Here is a 17861-nt window from a genome sequence, read left to right as displayed (position 1 = left end):
TTACCGAGCGAGCTGGCGGATCGTCCCCTCACCGCCTCTGGACCCCTCAAACCGGCCGCACGAGTGCGGCCGGCGCGGGTCGATTTCCGGCTTCAGGGACTGGTCAATACCGGTCGCGCAACTGAATGACCGACAGCTTGGGCTGCCAGGCATAAGTCGATGTCGACAGCCCATACAACAAATAAGCGACGAAACGGTAGGTGATGGACTGACCGGCAGTACAGGTGTCGAATCGCTGGATTGAGCCTGGGTTGTACTGGAATCCGGATGCAGACGCGCCCTGTAGGAAATGGTAATGATTGCTGTCGATGGCGATGGTGCGGCTGATACCGTAGCCCAAAGCGCCATCGCTCCCAGCAGTGGTAAAGTTCAGGCCGAATTGCGCATCTGCCTGCGCCAGCAGAAAACCCGTTACGGGACAAACGACCGTCACGCTGCGCAAAATGTTGGGGCTTCCGGTACTGGAACTGTCGATGGTGACTAAGGTTGTAGTCTGGGAGTAGTCTCCACCCGCTTCGGGATTGGCCCAGGCCGCACCGCTGCCGAGAGTGACGCCCATTGCGATCAATGCCGACGATATCCGATTCACTTTATTCATGCCTTGTCCCCCTCGTCCGATTGGCTAAATGTTTTTCACCCCGTGCTCGTCAATGGGCCGAGGTCTGAAGCTTTTGAACCCGTTGGGTCTCAGTCCCACTCACCCAGGCATTGTCGGCGGAGCAAAATACTGCTTCGGTAACTCCTTGAACACGCAGTCTATCTGCCTAGAAAAGGCATTTTCCCTCGTGCGCCTATAACGAAAGACATAACACGTTTGATCTGCTCCTTGCTACTTCGAATTACCGCGCAGACACGCTATAGCGATGCCCTGCCGTTTGTCAACAAGCTTTTGCAAACGTTAATATACTAACGGATTAGGGGATGGATCGAGTGTGGATAACCACACGCGGACTGGTATTTTCTGTAGGTATATCGGCTAGGCGGAATGCGATTTTAAGCGAACGAAGAATACCGTAGCAGACCACGCCGAATCAGGTGGATCTGGCGGGCGATAGAGGCTGTCGGACCAATCCGGCATCATGGGGGACAAGGCCTTCAGAGTGGCGCGACCCCGCGCAGGCTCCTAAAACTCGTCGCCCGGAATGTCCCCAGGAGTTGGAGCAGGTACGCGAGTTCGACAGGGGCGTTAACAGGCTGTTGATTTTCTCCTGGGCTGGAAGCCGCATGAGTTCGTTGTCCGACGCTGTGGCTGAGGCTGCAAATAGGGCTAACCAGCTGTTACGCATGATAAAATGGTATCCGTCACGAGATACTCGGAGTGTTCCCTGATGCGCGGCGCGGACATCACGCAAGAAGAACTGTTCAGCGCGCGGACGCTGGAAGAGCGGATTCCCAAGAAGCACCCGTTGCGGAAGCTGCGGGCGGTGGTCGATGTGTTGTTACGCTCGATGGACGCCGACTTCGCGGTGTTGTACGCCGACACGGGCCGGGAATCGGTTCCGCCCGAGCGCTTGCTGCGGGCCAGCTTGTTGCAGGTGCTGTACTCGGTGCGTTCCGAGCGGCAACTGGTGGAGCAGATTGAATTCAACCTGCTGTACCGGTGGTTTGTCGGGCTGACGCTGGACGCCGCGGTTTGGGATCATTCCACCTTCAGCGCTAACCGAGATCGTTTGCTGAATACCCACATCAGCCGGTTGTTCTTCGAACGGGTGCTGCTGCTGGCGGAGTGGCAGCAACTGTTGTCCGATGAGCACTTTTCGGTGGACGGCACGTTGATCGAGGCCTGGGCCTCGATGAAGAGTTTTGTCCGCAAGGACGGAATGAGCCCACCGCCGGAGGACGGTGGCCGCAATCCGACCGTCGACTTCAAGGGCGAGACGCGCCGGAGTGATACGCACGCTTCGGCGACTGACCCGGACGCGCGACTGTACAAGAAGAGCGCCGGAGACAAGTCGCAGTTGTGCTTCATGGGCCATGCCTTGATGGAGAACCGGCACTGCTTGGTGGTCGATGCGGACCTCACGCACGCCACCGGGACCGCGGAGCGGGAAGCCGCGAAAGCCATGATCGCCCGCACCATTAACCGCGCCGGCGCGACCGTCGGGGCGGACAAGGCGTACGACGTGCCGGAGTTTGTAGCGGCCTTGCGGCAACGGCGCGTCACACCGCATGTCGCGCAGAAAGCCAAGGGCTCGGCGATCGATGGTCGCACCACGCGCCATGCCGGTTATCGCACCAGTTTGAAGATCCGCAAGCGGATCGAGGAGGTGTTCGGTTGGGCGAAAACGGTCGGCGGTCTCCGCAAGACCCGTTTCCGTGGGCTGGAGAAGGTCCGAGCCCAGACCGTGTTCACCTTGGCCGCTTACAACCTGACGCGGATGGGCGCGCTGTTCGGTTGGCGCTGGTCGACCGCCTAGGGATAGGTACGCCCGCTGACCTCCGAAAGGCGGGAAACGGGCCGGAGGGGACGGTTTTTCACCGGCTAGAAGGCGGTTTTCAGGGCTCATGCGGCCGCGGCGCCAAGATTGAAAGCCGCCATGAGGCCAACAGCCGAAGGCATGCGCGCGAATTTCAACACCCTGTTAAGTCGCGCTGACTGGCTGCCCGTTGGCGCATGGCAACCGTCCGGTTCGGTGGACTTGCGCTGTGGCTCGATGTCCACCCATTCAGATTCTTGCGTGCGCTGTCCGTCATGTTCGCGCGACACAGACTGTGTGCGTGGACGGGTCCCGGTTGGTCAGCCTCACGCGGTTGGAGGCTTCGTAGCGGGCACCGCCGGCACAGCTTAGGCAAAGATCCAGCCCGTCCACCCGCCCGCGGGTCTGGCCGATGACGACGTAGAGCCCGGTTTCGTCGACGCTCACCCGCGGACTCGCGCTGCAATTGCCCCGCGGGCCGTAGGTGCCGTACAGCGCGGCGGGGGGAGGGTTGCGGGCATCTATGTCGATGGCCCCGCAGGGGCCCGTCAGGGCGATCACAACCGCGATTAGAAGGATTTGCCGGGTCTGTTGCATTGGCGTTCTCCGGGGAAAAAGGTGGGACCGAGGATCCGTGTGGGCCAGCGCTACGGGATTCAGCGCGGTTGCCGGGCGCGAAGAACGATACCCGATCTGTTTCTGCCGTCGCGAAAGACGGATTACCGAATTGGAGCGAACGGTCGCATGCTTTCCATGCGGTGCCGGTCCGCCCGAAGCGGAAGCATACCCTTCAGATCGGCACGATTCCGCGCAAACTCCTGAAACTCGTCTCCCGCACCGTCGCCAGGAAATCGTTCAGGTAGGCCAGTTCGGCCATCGAGTCGGTGGTGGCGGCATAGAGTTGGCCCCATAGACCCTTTTTGCCGATCGGCTTGGCCAGCACGTAGTTCCGCTCCAGATAGGGCTGCACGCTCCAGTTCGGCAGGGCCGCGATGCCCCGCCGGCTGGCGACCAGTTGCAGGATCGCGACCGTCAGTTCGCTGGTCCTCCGCTTTGGCTCTATCCCCAGGGGCTTCAGCACCTTGCGCACGATGTCCAGCATGTCGTCCGGTACCGGGTAGGTCAGCAGGGTTTCCGCGGCGAAATCCTCGGGGTTCAGCAACGGCTTGGCGGCGTAGGGATGTTGTCGCGACACCAGCCCGACGATCTCGAAGCCGAACAGCGGATGAAACGCGATCCCTGCGCGGGGCTTCGGTTCGGAGACGACGACCCATTCGGCGCGGTTATCCAGCAGCAGGCTGACCGGATCGGTATGGAATCCGGACACCAGATCCAGCTCGATTTCCGGCCAGTGTTCCCGGAAGGTGTCCATCGAGGGCATCAGCCAATCGAAACAGGTATGGCATTCCACCGCGACGCGCAGCCGACCCGCTTCGCCCTGGGCAATGCGATGCACGTCCCTTTCCGCATCCTTGACCAGGGCGACGACGACTTCGGCGAGGCTGTGCAGGCGTTGTCCCGCGGCCGACAGGCGCAGGGGCTTGGTCTTCCGTTCGAACAGGGCGGTGCCGTAGTGGTCCTCGAGTTGCTTGATCTGGTGCGAGATCGCCGACTGGGTGAGATGAACGCGGGCGGCGGCCCGGGACACGTTTCCGGTTTCGACCAGCGCCAGCAGGGTCTGCAGGTGGCGGAGCTCCAAAAGGGACTGAGGCATGAGCGATTTCGATGGAGAAGTTGAAAATAATGAGTTTGAATAATATTCGTGGCCACCCGATGATGCCAGCTCTTCCGCACTATCGTAAGGAGCATCACATCGTGGCCGTTACGCACAATCTCGGGTTCCCCCGCATCGGCGCCCGCCGGGAGCTGAAAAGAGCCCTGGAGTCCTACTGGAAAGGCGCCACCGACGAGGCGTCGCTACGCGAGGCAGGCCGGCGCATCCGGGCCGAACACTGGCGCCTGCAGATGAGCTCGGGTGTCGATCTGATCCCGGTCGGCGATTTCGCATACTACGATCACATGCTGAACATGACGGCCCTGCTGGGTGCGATTCCGCCGCGCTTCGGTCTTGGGGACACCCTCGATCTGGATGGCTATTTCGCGCTGGCTCGCGGCACGGATGCTCAAACGGCGATGGAAATGACCAAGTGGTTCGATACCAACTACCACTATCTGGTGCCGGAACTTCGGCGCGACACCGTGTTCCGGCTCGATCAGCGCTGGTTGTTCGATGAGGTGGCCGAGGCGCAGGGGCTGGGTTTTCATGCCAAGGTGGTGCTGGTAGGGCCGTTGACCTACCTGTACCTCGGTAAGGAGAAGGAGGCGGGATTCGATCGACTGGAATTGTTGCCGCGCTTGCTGCCGGTCTACCGCGAACTGCTGGCCGCTCTGAAAAGCCGCGGGGTGGCGTGGGTGCAACTGGATGAACCGGCGCTGGCGCTGGATCTGCCGCCGGCGTGGCTACCGGCCTTGGACACGGCCTATGCCGAGTTGGCTCCCGACTCTCCGCGCCTGCTGCTGGCGACCTATTTCGGTTCCGTCGCCGACCATGCCGACCGGCTCAAGGCGCTGCCCGTGGCGGGGCTGCACATCGACGCCGTGCGCGCACCCGAACAGGTCGATGTCTTCGTCCCGGATTTTCCAGCCGACAAGGTCCTGTCGATTGGCAGCATCGATGGCCGCAACATCTGGCGTACGGATCTCGCGCGCGTGCTGCCGGTGCTCGAAGCGGCCAAGGCCGCGCTGGGCGAGCGTCTGTGGCTCGCTCCCAGTTGTTCGCTGTTGCATGTTCCTATCGATCTCGAACTGGAGACGGAACTGGATCGCGAGGTTCGGCCCTGGCTGGCGTTTGCCCAACAAAAGCTGGAGGAACTGGCGGTGCTGGACCGCGGCCTGCGCCTCGGACGTGAGTCCATTCGAACCGAACTCGAGGAGGCAGCCCTTGCCGCGCGTGATCGCGCTCTGTCGCCGCTGGTTCGCCGGCCCGAGGTGCGCGCTGCGGTCAGCCGGGTTCGGGAGGCCGATTTGCAGCGCTGTTCGCCGTTCACGCAACGGGTCGAGACGCAGCGCGCGCGCCTCGGCTTGCCATCATGGCCCACGACGACCATCGGTTCCTTTCCCCAGACGCCGGACATCCGGGCGGTGCGCGCGGCCTACCGTCGGGGCGATCTCGATGAATCCGGGTATCGGCAGCGCATACAGGCGGCGATCCGCCTCGCGATTGAAAAGCAGGAAGCGATCGGTCTGGATGTGCTGGTGCATGGGGAGGCCGAGCGCAACGACATGGTGGAGTATTTCGGGGAGGCGCTGGACGGCTTCGTGTTCACCGGAAACGGTTGGGTCCAGAGTTACGGCTCGCGCTGCGTCAAGCCGCCGATCGTCCTTGGCGACGTCGCGCGCACGCGGCCCATCACGACCGAGTGGATCGGCTATGCCCAGAGCCTGACCCGGAAACCGGTCAAGGCCATGCTGACCGGTCCGGTGACGATGTTGCAGTGGTCATTCGTTCGCGACGATCAGCCCCGAGCCGAAACCGCGCTGCAGATCGCACTGGCGCTGCGCGAGGAGGTGGCCGATCTGGAGCGGGCCGGTGTCGCTGCCATTCAGATCGATGAGCCCGCCTTTCGCGAAGGTTTGCCGCTGCGGCGCGCGGAGTGGGAAAGTTATCTGGCCTGGGCCGTCAGGGCCTTCCGCCTGTGTTCGGCGGGCGTGGCGGATGCAACGCAGATACACACCCACATGTGCTACTCGGAGTTCAACGACATCCTGCCGTCGATCGCGGAGATGGATGCGGATGTCATCACCATAGAGACCTCGCGTTCGGACATGGCTCTGCTCGATGCGTTCCAGGTTTTCGACTATCCCAACGACATCGGGCCCGGTGTCTACGACATCCATTCGCCGCGTGTCCCACCGGTGGCGGACATGGTGGCGCTGTTGCGCAAGGCCGGTCAGGTGATCCCGCCGGAACGGCTGTGGGTCAATCCGGACTGCGGCCTGAAGACGCGGGGCTGGGCTGAGACGGAGCAGGCGCTCCGCAATATGGTCCAGGCGGCGGCCGAGTTGCGGGCCGGTTGAACGGCGCCGTCGCAGTCCGGAGTCCGGCTCCGGACTGCGATGCTGTCCTTACCGGGGCTTCTCGGCGCGGAAGATACAGTACCTGACCAAACCGCCGTGGAACACTTTCCATTGGGCGAGGGCTACCTTGAAGTTCGCGGTCTGCGCCTTCTTGCGCAATCCCAGCCACTGCATCGTCAGCTGCATCGGATAGGTCAACAAGGCCGTCAGATACATGCGGCGTGCCGAAGGCATGGTTTCCTTCGTTGCTTCGGTAATCTGCACGTTCCGGAATCCGCATTCGATCATGCCGGACTCGAATTCCTCCACGGTTGCGAGGTTCGGCACGGCCCAGCCGTTCAGGCAGTCCATGACGGCTCGCCATTCCTCTTCGTTGAATTCGCGGCGGGTTGCGTAGCCGTCGCAAGCGATCAGCGTGCCGCCCGGTTTCAGCACCCGGTACGCTTCCCGAAAGAAGTCGCGCTTGTCGGTTGCATAACAGCTGCTTTCGACGGCCCAGACCACGTCGAAGGATTGGTCCGGAAACGGGGTGCGGCAGAAATTGGCCGCCTCGAAGGCGGTCTTGTCGGCGACGCCGTGCCGTGCCGCGTTGCGCCGGGCGTGTTCGACCTGCTGCTCGCTGACCGTGATGCCGGTCGCGCGGCAGCCGATGTTCTTGGCCAGCCAGATCGAACTGCCGCCGATCCCGCAGCCGGCATCCAGCACGTGATCTTCGGGCTTGATGCCGGCGATCGCGCACATGATCCGGTTCTTGTTCAGCAGCGCCTGGCTGTGCGTCTTGATGCCATCTTCCCAATAGCCGTAGTGCAGCGCGAGGTTCTCGTTGTCGAACCAGGCCGTGCGGTAGTCCCAGTAGCAGTCGTCGTAATGCTTGGCGGTGTCGACGTGTATCTCCTCTTCGGAGAAGTCGGCGCCATGGCGCAGGGAGTCGTTACGGTAATCTCGGTTGGCTTCCAGGTAATACATGGTCGAGTGCTTGTGTTCTGATTCGGCGGTGCTTAACGATGGCCCCAGGCGCTTCGGCTGCACTGCACGGTGAGGGGCCGGATGGCGCGGCACCGCTGGCGCGGCGCCGTTGCCTCCGGCTGAGCGATGCGATTGTAAGCGAAGAACGCCGGTCCGGCTGCCTGTTCCAGGGCCAATGCCGGCCGGGTTTCCTGAGACCGGCCGTCGGAGACACCTCGCTGTAAGGGGGTGCTTGCAAAATGAGACGACCGGTCATATTATCCTTCGTCATGCGCAAGGTCGCGAAACAACTGACCAAAGAGAAGCTCCTGGACGAGGGGGTGGCTCTGCTGATGGAGCATGGCTACCACGGCACCGGGCTACAGGACATCCTGCAGCGGGTCGGTGTGCCCAAGGGCTCCTTCTACAACTATTTCGACAGCAAGGAACACTACGGTGCCGAGGCGATACGGCATTACATCGAGCCGTTCATCGAACAACTCGACGCCTATCTCAAGCGCCCGGACCTGAGCGGTTCGGCTGCGCTGGAGTTGTACTATCGCGATCAGATCGCCGAAGTGGGGCGCCGGGACTTCAAGGGCGGTTGCCTGCTCGGCAACCTGATCGGCGAGATCGGCGATACCAGCGAAACCTGCCGCATCGCACTGAAGAGCGCCCTCGATCGGTACCGCGACATGCTGGCGGCCCTGATCGCGAAGGGACAGACGGAAGGCACCTACCGTCAGGATCGCAGCGCCCTGGAGATGGCGGATCTGCTGGTGAATGCCTGGCAGGGCGCCCTGCTGCGGATGAAGATCGAGCGGTCCACGGCGCCGCTGGAACAGTGTTGCCGGACGTTGCTCGGCGAGGACTTCCGGGCCTGACATTTTTTTACGCGATTTCGAGACGACCGGTCATATCGCTTTCGTTTACACTCCGCTCTTTATAGGGGGGAGTTGCATCGCTGCGGTTTCGACCGCCACAACCTGAGGAGCACGCCATGCCGAAGTACATCATCGAACGCGAGATTCCCGGAGCCGGCAAACTGACGCCCGCGGAACTGCAGGGAGTCGCGCAGAAGTCGTGCAGCATCCTGAAGAACCTGGGTCCGCAGATACAGTGGATCGAGAGCTATGTCACGGACGAGAAGGTGTATTGCGTCTACCTGGCGCCCAGCGAGGCGATGATTCGCGAGCACGCGGAGCAGGGTGGCTTCCCGGCCAACAGCATTCGACAGATTCGCACCGTCATCGACCCGGCGACCGCGGAAGGCTGAAGCGCGCTCGCGCTCCGGCCTGCGCGGGGCGCGAGTGTCTGTCGACTGTGAGCCACGCAGGACACACCGATACGAAAACAAGATGACCAGCCATCGAAGAGGTAATGCCTACATGAAAGACTATAAAATGCCGCCACGCGGCACCCGTCGCTCCGCCGTCAACGCACTGGCGCTTGCCGGACTCGTCGCCGGGGCGGGCGTGCCGGCGTCGTCGTACGCCGACGAGACCTGCGCGTCCCCGTACATGAAGAAGATCACGGGCCAGGAAGACTATGTCTATGTCTGGACGCTGGGCGCCGAGGGTATCGGCGACGAACAGGACAAGCTGGTCACCGTCGCGACGAATCCGAAGTCGCCGAGCTATGGCAAGGTCGTCCACACGCTGTCGGTGGGCGGACGCAACGAAGCCCATCACTCGGATTTCACCGACGACCGGCAATTCCTGTGGGCCGGCGGGCTGGATACCAGCAAGATCTTCGTGTTCGACGTTCGCTCGGAGCCGGGTAAGCCGAAGCTGGTCAAGACCATCACCGATTTCGTAGCGAAGAGCGGCGGGGTGGTCGGGCCGCACACGATGTATGCCTTGCCGGGGCGGATGATCATCACCGGCTTGTCGAACAACAAGGATCACGGCGGGCGGACCGCGCTGGTCGAGTACACCAACGCCGGCGAGTACATCGCGACCCACTGGATGCCGACCGACAGTGATTTGCAGGGCGCGCTCAAGACCGGTAAGTACGCCGACGGCTACAACTACGACGTGCGCGCGCTGCCGCGCAAGAACCTGCTGGTGACGTCCTCGTTCACCGGCTGGACCAACTACATGATGGATTTCGGCAAGATGCTGGCCGACCCGGAAGCGATGAAGCGCTTCGGCAACACCGTCGTGACCTGGGACCTGCATACCAAGCAGCCGAAGAAGGTCTTCGACGTGCCTGGGGCGCCTTTGGAAATCCGTTGCGCCTGGGGCGAGACGCACGACTACTGCTTCACGACCACGGCGCTGACCTCGCAGATCTGGCTGATCCACGCGGACGACAAGGGCGAATGGCAGGCGAAGGCCGTGGCGGACATCGGCGATCCGTCCAAGATCCCGCTGCCGGTGGATATCTCGATTTCGAACGACGACACGCGGCTGTGGGTCAACAGCTTCATGGACGGCAAGACACGGCTGTTCGACATCAGCAATCCGCACAAGCCGGTGCAGGTCTACGAGAAGACGATCGGCGCCCAGGTCAACATGGTGTCGTCGAGTTGGGATGGTCAGCGCCTGTACTACACCAGTTCGCTGCTGGCCAACTGGGATAAGAAGGGCCAGGACAACGAACAGTTCCTGAAGCTGTACCACTGGGACGGCAAGGAATTGAAGGAGCAGTTCGCGATCGACTTCTACAAGGAAAAGCTGGGCCGGCCGCACCAGATGCGGTTCGGCGCCTATGCGCTGTACGCCGGATCGAACGCTGGCGCGAAACTGGCCGACGCGCGCTGAGTCCGGACGTTCCCGGAGCGGGCGATCGCTGCGCAAGTGCGGCGATGCGCCCGCAGCGCGTCCCTGATCCTGGAAGGCCGGTTCGACCGGAGACTGATATGGCCGCCCTGCGCAACTCCTTTCCCGTTCGTGCCGTTCGGGCGATCGCCCGCAGGGTGTCGATCGGCCTCGCGACGGCATTGCTGGTCCTGCTGCCCGCCGCTCCCGTGCCGGCCGACCCGCCGCCGCTGGCTCCCGGCTATCGGGCGCTGACCTACGTTCCTCCCCAGCCCGGTACGTATGGCCTGCCCTCGCTCGGCCCGGCCGCCGATGGGCCGATCGTCGATTCCGCCGATCGCGACGTCCCGCTGCGCAGCCTGTTCGGCGACCGACTGGTCCTGCTGAGTTTCATCTATTCGAGTTGCAACGATGTCAATGGCTGTCCGCTGGCGATGGCCGTGTTTCATCAACTACAGGCCCGTCTGGCCGCCATGCCTGGATTGGCCGGACAGGTGCGGTTGATCAGCCTGAGCTTCGATCCGGAGCACGACACACCGGAAGTCATCGCCCGCGCGCAGCGCGACGCGAGTTCGCCGGCTGTCGACTGGCGTTTCCTGACCACCCGCTCGGAGGCCGCATTGCAGCCGCTGCTGACGGCCTACCAGCAGCCGGTCGAGAAGGAACGCGACGAACAAGGTCGCCTCACCGGCCAGTTTTCGCACCTGTTGCGGGTGCTGCTGATCGACCGCCAGGGCGATATCCGCAATGTCTACACGGCGGGCGTGCTGCACGCCGACCTGATCCTCGCCGATCTGCAGACGCTCGCCAGCGGCTCGGAGCCGGTTCCCGCGTCGGTTTCGGCAGCGGCGAGTGCCTTGTCCGCGGCCGATCGCCTGCGGGCCGGGGACGACAAGACCGGCTATGCCGATGCCGGTTATCGCACCCGGTCTGTCGCCATGGAACAGCGGCACGGCAAGCCGGCCGATCTGCTGGCAATGGCGCGGAAGCGCGTGGCGGGCCTGCCGCCACTGCCGGTGCCGGCGGACAATCCGCTGACGCGCGACAAGATCTTGCTGGGGCGGAAACTGTTCTACGACCGCCGCCTGTCGCTCAACAACACCTTCTCCTGCGCCATGTGCCACATCCCGGAGCAAGGCTTTACCAGCCAGGAGCAGGCGACGGCGATCGGCATCGAAGGACGCACGGTCCGCCGCAATGCTCCGACGATCTACAACGTCGCGTTTCTGGACCGACTCTTCCATGACGGTCGGGAATCGACGCTCGAGAACCAGGTGTGGGGTCCGTTGCTGGCCCAAAACGAAATGGCGAATCCCTCGGTGGGCTTCGTCGTCGACAAGCTCAAGGGCTTGCCCGATTACCGCGGCCTGTTCGAGAAAGCCTTCGGCCGCCCGGCGACCATGGAAACCGTCGGCCAAGCCCTGGCCAGCTACGAGCGGACGCTGATCTCCGGTGCGTCCGCCTTCGATCGCTGGCACTACGGACAGGACGAGGCCGCCGTGTCCGCAGAAGCGAAGCGCGGTTTCGCGCTGTTCACCGGCAAGGCGGGTTGTGCACAATGCCATACCCTGGGCTCGACCTCGGCACTGTTCACCGACCAGCAGTTCCACAGCACGGGCCTCGGGTACCGCGACAGCATGGCACGCGAGCCGGAAACGCAGCGGGTGCAGGTTGCACCGGGTGTGGCCTTCGATGTGGATCGGAGCCTAATCGGGCAGGTGGCGGCACCGAAGCCGGCGGATCTCGGGCGTTATGAAATCACGCAGAATCCGGCCGACCGGTGGCAATACCGGACGCCGGGTCTGCGCAACGTCGCGCTGACGGCCCCGTACATGCACAACGGCAGTTTCGGGACGCTGGAAGAGGTGGTGAGGTTCTACAACGCTGGCGGGGTGCCGGGCGAAACGCTCGATGCGTTGATACGGCCGCTGGAACTGGATGACGACGAAATTGGCGCTCTGGTCGCGTTCCTGAAGTCGCTGACCGGAAGCAATGTCGAGGCACTGGTGCTCGATGCCTATGCGGCGCCGGTGGGGGATCCGCAGTGAGTTGGCGGACGGGTTGCACCCGCGCGAATCGGATCAGGGACGGTTCCGGTCGCCGTGTAGCCTATCCCGAATGGAAACCAAACGGGAAGGCTGAGGGCCGGCACGCGGGTGAAGGTCGGTGCCCCCACCCACGCGCCCGGTCGCCGAGGCTAGGCCATTACTTCTTCTCGGGCGCGCCCAGCCATTTGTAGGTCACGCCAGCCAGTGCTGCGCCGATGATCGGTGCGACCCAGAAGGCCCACAACTGCTGCAGGGCCCAGCCGCCGACGAACAGCGCCGGACCGGTGCTGCGCGCCGGGTTGACCGAAAGGTTGTCGACCGGGATACCGATCAGATGGATCAGCGTAAGTCCCAAGCCAATCGCGATCGGAGCGAAACCCGCCGGTGCCCGTGCGTCCGTCGCGCCCAGGATGATCATCAGGAACATGAAGGTCAGCACGATTTCTGCCAGCAGCGCGGCGCCGAGCGAATAGCCGCCCGGGGAGTGTTCGCCATACCCGTTGGACGCGAAGCCGCCCGCCAGATCGAAGCCGACCTTGCCGCTCGCGATCATGTACAGAATCAGGGCGCCGATGATCGCGCCGATGACCTGAGAGGCGATGTAAGGGAGAAGCTCGGAGGTCTTGAAGCGTCCCCCGACCGCCAATCCGATCGATACGGCCGGATTGAGGTGGCAGCCCGAGATGTGGCCGATGGCGAAGGCCATCGTCATGACCGTGAGGCCGAAGGCGAAGGCAACGCCCAGCAGGCCAATCCCGACGTCCGGGAAGGCAGCGGCGAGTACGGCACTACCGCACCCGCCGAAAACCAACCAGAAAGTCCCCAAAACTTCAGCTGCACACCGCTTCAATAAAGGCATGATGTTATCTCCCCTTGGTTCTAAAGAATCGCTAGTTCGGGCAGACCGTTACATCAAACGGCCAGCCCGGTTCGGGCAGGCAAGTCCATTAAGGTCGTCGCCAGTATCTGGGTTGCAGACCCATTCCAGTTTTCCCATCGCCCAGTCATCGCCCGGCGCGATTGTAACCCAGCCGAATCGCGGTTTGTCGATACTACTTTCTGACCCGTTTTTTGTGACCGGTTTATTCCTTTTGTGCGGATCGGATATCGGCAGTTGGCATGTCATGGGAAGCAGGCCTGTTCGGGATCCACTAGGGTAATTCCGGAATCGGACTTCGCCGACGGCCAGCAAGGACGCGGCGGGCCCGGCACTGCGTACCCTGCAACGCCTCGAAGGCGGTCGATCTGATACCATTCCGGTTTTTTAGCTCCAGCATGGCCCTACCGCCTTGAACCCAGTCATTCGCATTGCGACCCGCCGCAGCCCGCTCGCCCTCTGGCAGGCGGAGCATGTCGCGGAACGGCTCCGCAGCCTGCACGCCGGGCTCGCGATCGAACTCTTGCCGATGGTGACGCGCGGCGACAAGCTGCTTGACGCGCCATTGGCCAAGGTTGGCGGGAAGGGCTTGTTTGTCAAAGAGCTGGAGCAAAGCCTGTTGGCAGGAGAGGCCGACATCGCCGTACATTCGATGAAGGACGTGCCGGTGGATTTGCCGAATGGACTCCATATCGCCGCCATCCTGCAGCGCGAGGATCCGCGCGACGCGTTCGTTGCCTCGCGGTATGCAGCCTTGGCCGAACTGCCCACCGGTGCGGTCGTCGGCACCTCGAGCCTGCGCCGCCAGTGCCAGCTCCGCGCCCGTTTTCCGGAGTTGCGCTGGCTCGATCTCAGGGGCAACGTCAACACGCGTCTCGGCAAGCTGAACACCGGCGAGTGCGATGCGCTGATCCTGGCCGCCGCTGGTCTGAGACGCCTGGGAATGGCTGATTTGATTACCGAGATTCTGGAACCCGACGTCAGTCTGCCGGCCATCGGTCAGGGCGCTCTGGGCATCGAGTGCCGGCAGGACGATGACGCGACTCACGCCCTGCTGCGGGGTCTGCACGACGATGACACCGGGATTTGCCTGACGGCGGAGCGCGCAGTCAACCGGCGGTTGCAGGGGGGGTGTCAGGTGCCGATTGCCGGCTTCGCGACAGTCGACGGCGATCGGGTCAGCCTGCGCGCGCTGGTTGCCGCGCCCGACGGGACCCGCGTTCTGCGGGCGGAAGCGACGGCGACCCGCGCCACCGCGAACGAACTGGGCGTGGCGGTTGCTGACGACCTGCTGGCGCAGGGTGCCGGTGAGATCCTGCGGGCCGCGGGTTTCGTGTGAAAGCTGCCGCGGTCGGCAGCGGCGCGCTGCACGGCTGGACTGTGCTGGTCACCCGGCCGCCGGATCAGGCCGACGTCCTGTGCGCCCTGATCGAAGCCGCCGGCGGCCATCCACTGCGCTATCCCTTGCTGTCGATCGAGCCCTGCGACGATCCGCAGGGTGCCGCGCTGGCGCTGCAGCACCTGGAAAACTGGGACTGGCTCATCTTTGTCAGCGCGAACGCAGTGCGTTACGCGGCTGCTCTCGGTTGCCGCTGGCCGGCTCTGCCCGGCGGCACGCAGGTGGCCGCGGTCGGTCGCGGCACTGCCGAGGCATTGCTCGCCTGCGGGGCCAGAGTGGACCTGCAACCGAAAGCGCAGTTTAATAGCGAGGCTTTGCTGGAGGCCCCCGCATTCGACCGTGTGAGCGGACAGCGGCTACTGATCGTACGTGGTTGCGGCGGCCGCGAGTTGCTGGCCGACGCGCTGCGCGCGCGCGGAGCCCAGGTCGAATACGCGGAGGTGTACCGGCGGGTCCCGGTTCGGGCCGACAGTGCGCCGTTGCTGGCGGCGTGGCGCGAAGGCGGGATCAATGCGGTGATCCTGACCAGTGGCGAGGGTTTGGAGCACTTGGCCGGGCTGCTTGGCCCGGCGAATAGGGATTTGCTGGTCAGGACGCCCGTCGCGGTGATTGGCGAGCGCATCGCGTCCCTGGCCCGGGATGTGGGGTGCCGAGCCGTCGCTGCCGCGACCGAGGCATCAGACCAGGGGCTTTTCGACGCTTTGGTCCGCCTGGCCCACACGTGGCAGCCGAGACAGTGATGCCGGACAACAACATAGGTACAAGCATTGTGGCCGACGAGGAAAACGAGTCGCCGTTGAGCGAAGAGCAACTGGCCGCTTTCGCAAACGACTCTGCCGATGACTCATCCGGGATAGAGCCCCCGGCGTCGGAAGAAAAGCCGGCCAAGGCCAAGGGCCGGTCTGCGGGTACCTGGATAGGCTATCTGACGCTGGTCATCGTCGTGCTGCTGGCGATCGGTGGATTTTTCCTCATTCAGTCGTTCCGCTCCGAACTCGGCGGGGAATTGAACAAGGAAGATCAGCAAGTGATCGAGCTGACGCGGCAACTGGGCAGCCTCCAGCAGCAGCTGGCGACCTTGCACAACCAGGTCGCGGGGCTCCAGACCCAGCTGGCAACTGAGGACAGCAAGATCGAGCGGGTTCTGAGCGAACAGTCGTCGACGTTCGGGGAACGCCTTGAATCCGCTCGCGCCGATCTGAGCAAGTCCGTCGATCAGATCCAACGACAGTTGAGCCGGACGCGCGGCGACGTTCTGGTCGCCGATGCCGAGTACCTATTGAGCGTCGCCAACCAGAAGCTGCATCTGGTTGGCGATGTCAAGGCAGTGCTGGCCGCGATGGAAGCGGCTGACCAGCGGCTGCATGACAGCGGCGATCCGGGCGTGTTCCCTGTCAGGGAGGCCCTTGCGGAAGAGATCAATCTGCTGAAGAACATGGCCGCTCCGGATATCGTTGGGCTGTCCGCGAAGATTCTCGCGCTGGAGGCCAAGATCCGGGAAATTCCTCTGCACCTGCCGCATGCGCCTACCGGCGCGGAGTCGGCGCTCAAACCCAAACCGCTCCAGGCCGAACCGCCGACCCCCGAGGCTGAATCCCCCGACGCCGAGACTGAAGAGCATGACGGCCGTATCGATGCCGCCCTCGATGCGCTGAAGGATCTCGTGACGATCCGGCGGACCGATCGGCCGATCGAGTCGGTGCTGACTCCGGAGGAGGTGGAAGGCCTTCGCCAGGTGCTGCTGCTCAAACTGGAGATGACGCGTGCGGCCTTGCTGCGGGGGGACGAGGGGATGTACCAGGCCAACCTGAAGTCGGCCCGACAATTCCTGCGAGACAACTTCGACAACCAGGCCGCGGCGACCCGCGATGCCGACGCGCAGCTCAACGAATTTCTGCAGCAGCCGATCCGGGTTCCGATGCCGGACATCAGCAAGTCGCTAAGCCTGATTCGCAATATCGAGCGCTTGCGCCTCAAGGCCGACGAAGCCAAGAAGCCGTCGGTTCCGGAGCTGAAGCCGCAGGGCACTGGAGCTCAGCCTTGAGGAAACTGCTCCTGCTGCTTCTTGCGGTCGGTCTGGCTGCGGGCGGTGGTTATTACGTCTACACACAACTGGCGTCGTCGGAAGATCCGGGCTACGTGATCGTCGGCTATGGCGGTTGGGCGCTCGAAACCTCGTTGTTCGTGGTTGCGACCGCGCTCTTTTTCGCGTTCATCGCCCTTTATGCCTGTATTCGGCTGGTGATCCAGACCTTGCGGCTGCCGACCATCCTCCGGCGGCGCACGGGAGAGAAGCGCACTCGCCGGTCGAATCAGGCCTTGATCTCGGGTTTGATCGAAACTGCCGAGGGAAACTGGGAAAAGGCGGAGCGTAATCTGATCCGGCATGCCGCCGATAGCGGTTTGCCCCTGATCAACTATCTGACGGCCGCGCGTGCGGCCCATTCCCGTGGTGCGATCGAGCAGCGCGACGAGTATCTGAAACTCGCGCACGAAAACGTGCCCGAGGCCGAGTTCGCCGTGGGATTGATCCGGGCCGAGCTCCAGCTCTCGAACCAGCAGTTCGAGGATGCATTGGAAAGCCTCACGGAACTGGAAAAGATCGCGCCCAGCCATGCAGCCGTGCTGCGTCTGCAGCATCAGGTCTATTCGCAGATGGAAGACTGGGAGGGGCTGCGCCGGCTGATACCGAGCCTTCACTCCAGCAAGGTCATGATGGAGGCCGAGATCAAGCTGCTCGAGACATCGACGTTCGCGGCGCTGCTGAGAAGCGCGGCGGAACGACGACAAGCGCAGGAGCTTGAGGCCTTGTGGAAGACCATTCCGGAGCACGTCCGAGCCGGCCAGGGCATTCAGACGCTCTTCTTCGCCGCAATGATCGAAGCGGGCGCGGCGGAAGAAATCGAAGGTCGCTTGCGGGCGGCGCTGACCAAGGAATGGAACGATACGCTGCTGGCCTTGTACGGCGCCATGAAACTGCCCGACGCGGCCGGTCAACTGGCCCGGGCCGAAACGTGGTATTCGAAGCACCAAAAGGATCCGGTGCTGCTGCGGATACTGGGGAAGCTGGCCTTACGGGCCGATGATCTCCCGAAGGCGCGCGGCTATCTGGAAAACAGCCTCGCCCTGGAGGAGAGCGTGGAAGGCTTCCGTCTGATGGGCGACGTGCTGCTGAAATCCGGCGATCCGGCAGGTGCGGCGCAATTCTATCGCCGTGGACTCTTCTATGCCTCAGACGAGGTCATCACGCAGATCGAGCAGAATCCGACCGGCGACAGCGGCGTCGAACTGGGTTCTGAGACATCGGGCCGCTGAGCCAAGCGCGCGCCGCGCAAC

Annotated in this window: 15 protein-coding genes; 10 read left to right on the top strand and 5 right to left on the bottom strand. The window is 63.3% G+C overall.

Features of this window, described 5'->3' with window-relative positions; genetic code table 11:
* Positions 1-103 precede the first annotated feature (103 nt).
* Positions 104-598: a hypothetical protein gene (locus BWR02_RS19920; protein WP_139559660.1), complete on the bottom strand. Its 495-nt coding sequence runs from the start codon at positions 596-598 to the stop codon at positions 104-106.
* 730 nt (positions 599-1328) lie between these two features.
* On the opposite strand from BWR02_RS19920, the gene BWR02_RS19915 reads away from it, so the two are divergent.
* Positions 1329-2417 carry an IS5 family transposase gene (locus tag BWR02_RS19915; protein ID WP_139559659.1) on the top strand — a complete coding sequence of 363 codons (1089 nt, stop codon included), beginning with the start codon at positions 1329-1331 and terminating at the stop codon, positions 2415-2417.
* Positions 2418-2690: 273 nt separating this feature from the next.
* On the opposite strand, the gene BWR02_RS19910 is transcribed toward BWR02_RS19915, so the two are convergent.
* A complete protein-coding gene (locus BWR02_RS19910; RefSeq protein WP_139559658.1) occupies positions 2691-3014 on the bottom strand; it encodes a hypothetical protein in 324 nt (107 codons plus the stop codon).
* A gap of 193 nt (positions 3015-3207) precedes the next feature.
* Entirely contained in the window at positions 3208-4131 is a 924-nt protein-coding gene (locus tag BWR02_RS19905; protein ID WP_139559657.1) for a LysR family transcriptional regulator, read from the bottom strand.
* 29 nt (positions 4132-4160) lie between these two features.
* On the opposite strand from BWR02_RS19905, the gene metE reads away from it, so the two are divergent.
* On the top strand, positions 4161-6494 hold the full coding sequence (metE, locus tag BWR02_RS19900) for a 5-methyltetrahydropteroyltriglutamate--homocysteine S-methyltransferase (protein ID WP_407941091.1): 2334 nt from the start codon (positions 4161-4163) through the stop codon (positions 6492-6494).
* A 48-nt stretch (positions 6495-6542) separates the two neighbouring features.
* On the opposite strand, the gene BWR02_RS19895 is transcribed toward metE, so the two are convergent.
* Positions 6543-7460 (bottom strand): methyltransferase domain-containing protein, encoded by a 918-nt coding sequence (locus tag BWR02_RS19895; protein WP_139559656.1) that lies wholly within the window; start codon positions 7458-7460, stop codon positions 6543-6545.
* Between the two features lie 239 nt (positions 7461-7699).
* On the opposite strand from BWR02_RS19895, the gene BWR02_RS19890 reads away from it, so the two are divergent.
* From BWR02_RS19890 to BWR02_RS19875, 4 genes are all read left to right on the top strand, one after another.
* Positions 7700-8323 carry a TetR/AcrR family transcriptional regulator gene (locus tag BWR02_RS19890; protein ID WP_236102459.1) on the top strand — a complete coding sequence of 208 codons (624 nt, stop codon included), beginning with the start codon at positions 7700-7702 and terminating at the stop codon, positions 8321-8323.
* Positions 8324-8439: 116 nt separating this feature from the next.
* Entirely contained in the window at positions 8440-8715 is a 276-nt protein-coding gene (locus BWR02_RS19885; RefSeq protein WP_139559655.1) for a DUF4242 domain-containing protein, read from the top strand.
* Positions 8716-8827: 112 nt separating this feature from the next.
* Positions 8828-10204, top strand: a complete 1377-nt coding sequence (gene mtoX, locus BWR02_RS19880) for a methanethiol oxidase (RefSeq protein WP_328591538.1) — start codon at positions 8828-8830, stop codon at positions 10202-10204.
* A gap of 98 nt (positions 10205-10302) precedes the next feature.
* Entirely contained in the window at positions 10303-12249 is a 1947-nt protein-coding gene (locus tag BWR02_RS19875; protein ID WP_139559654.1) for a cytochrome c peroxidase, read from the top strand.
* A gap of 157 nt (positions 12250-12406) precedes the next feature.
* Here the strand turns inward: BWR02_RS19875 and aqpZ are convergent, their stop codons facing one another.
* The gene (gene aqpZ, locus BWR02_RS19870) at positions 12407-13099 is read right to left on the bottom strand and encodes an aquaporin Z (protein WP_201276342.1); all 693 of its coding nucleotides are present in this window, start codon (positions 13097-13099) and stop codon (positions 12407-12409) included.
* Between the two features lie 439 nt (positions 13100-13538).
* Here aqpZ and hemC point away from each other — a divergent pair, with 439 nt between their 5' ends.
* From hemC to BWR02_RS19850, 4 genes are read left to right on the top strand one after another with little or no spacing between them, the layout of a single operon-like run.
* Positions 13539-14465 carry a hydroxymethylbilane synthase gene (hemC, locus tag BWR02_RS19865; protein ID WP_139559652.1) on the top strand — a complete coding sequence of 309 codons (927 nt, stop codon included), beginning with the start codon at positions 13539-13541 and terminating at the stop codon, positions 14463-14465.
* Positions 14462-15265: a uroporphyrinogen-III synthase gene (locus BWR02_RS19860; protein ID WP_139559651.1), complete on the top strand. Its 804-nt coding sequence runs from the start codon at positions 14462-14464 to the stop codon at positions 15263-15265. The genes hemC and BWR02_RS19860 overlap by 4 nt, the downstream gene beginning before the upstream one ends.
* A complete protein-coding gene (locus BWR02_RS19855) occupies positions 15265-16569 on the top strand; it encodes a uroporphyrinogen-III C-methyltransferase (protein WP_139559650.1) in 1305 nt (434 codons plus the stop codon). The genes BWR02_RS19860 and BWR02_RS19855 overlap by 1 nt, the downstream gene beginning before the upstream one ends.
* Positions 16566-17840 (top strand): heme biosynthesis HemY N-terminal domain-containing protein, encoded by a 1275-nt coding sequence (locus BWR02_RS19850; protein WP_139559649.1) that lies wholly within the window; start codon positions 16566-16568, stop codon positions 17838-17840. The genes BWR02_RS19855 and BWR02_RS19850 overlap by 4 nt, the downstream gene beginning before the upstream one ends.
* Positions 17841-17861 lie beyond the last annotated feature (21 nt).

This window comes from Methylotetracoccus oryzae (genome assembly GCF_006175985.1).
GTDB lineage: Bacteria > Pseudomonadota > Gammaproteobacteria > Methylococcales > Methylococcaceae > Methylotetracoccus > Methylotetracoccus oryzae.
The sequence above is the reverse complement of the archived record's forward strand: the minus strand, read 5'-3'. Positions and strand labels throughout refer to the sequence as shown.

What these genes read in the sequence shown, in the direction of transcription:
- BWR02_RS19920 (WP_139559660.1), bottom strand. Translation starts at nt 598, where the DNA reads ATGAATAAAGTGAATCGGATATCGTCGGCATTGATCGCAATGGGCGTC.
- BWR02_RS19915 (WP_139559659.1), top strand. Translation starts at nt 1,329, where the DNA reads ATGCGCGGCGCGGACATCACGCAAGAAGAACTGTTCAGCGCGCGGACG.
- BWR02_RS19910 (WP_139559658.1), bottom strand. Translation starts at nt 3,014, where the DNA reads ATGCAACAGACCCGGCAAATCCTTCTAATCGCGGTTGTGATCGCCCTG.
- BWR02_RS19905 (WP_139559657.1), bottom strand. Translation starts at nt 4,131, where the DNA reads ATGCCTCAGTCCCTTTTGGAGCTCCGCCACCTGCAGACCCTGCTGGCG.
- metE (WP_407941091.1), top strand. Translation starts at nt 4,161, where the DNA reads ATGAGTTTGAATAATATTCGTGGCCACCCGATGATGCCAGCTCTTCCG.
- BWR02_RS19895 (WP_139559656.1), bottom strand. Translation starts at nt 7,460, where the DNA reads ATGTATTACCTGGAAGCCAACCGAGATTACCGTAACGACTCCCTGCGC.
- BWR02_RS19890 (WP_236102459.1), top strand. Translation starts at nt 7,700, where the DNA reads ATGAGACGACCGGTCATATTATCCTTCGTCATGCGCAAGGTCGCGAAA.
- BWR02_RS19885 (WP_139559655.1), top strand. Translation starts at nt 8,440, where the DNA reads ATGCCGAAGTACATCATCGAACGCGAGATTCCCGGAGCCGGCAAACTG.
- mtoX (WP_328591538.1), top strand. Translation starts at nt 8,828, where the DNA reads ATGAAAGACTATAAAATGCCGCCACGCGGCACCCGTCGCTCCGCCGTC.
- BWR02_RS19875 (WP_139559654.1), top strand. Translation starts at nt 10,303, where the DNA reads ATGGCCGCCCTGCGCAACTCCTTTCCCGTTCGTGCCGTTCGGGCGATC.
- BWR02_RS19855 (WP_139559650.1), top strand. Translation starts at nt 15,265, where the DNA reads ATGCCGGACAACAACATAGGTACAAGCATTGTGGCCGACGAGGAAAAC.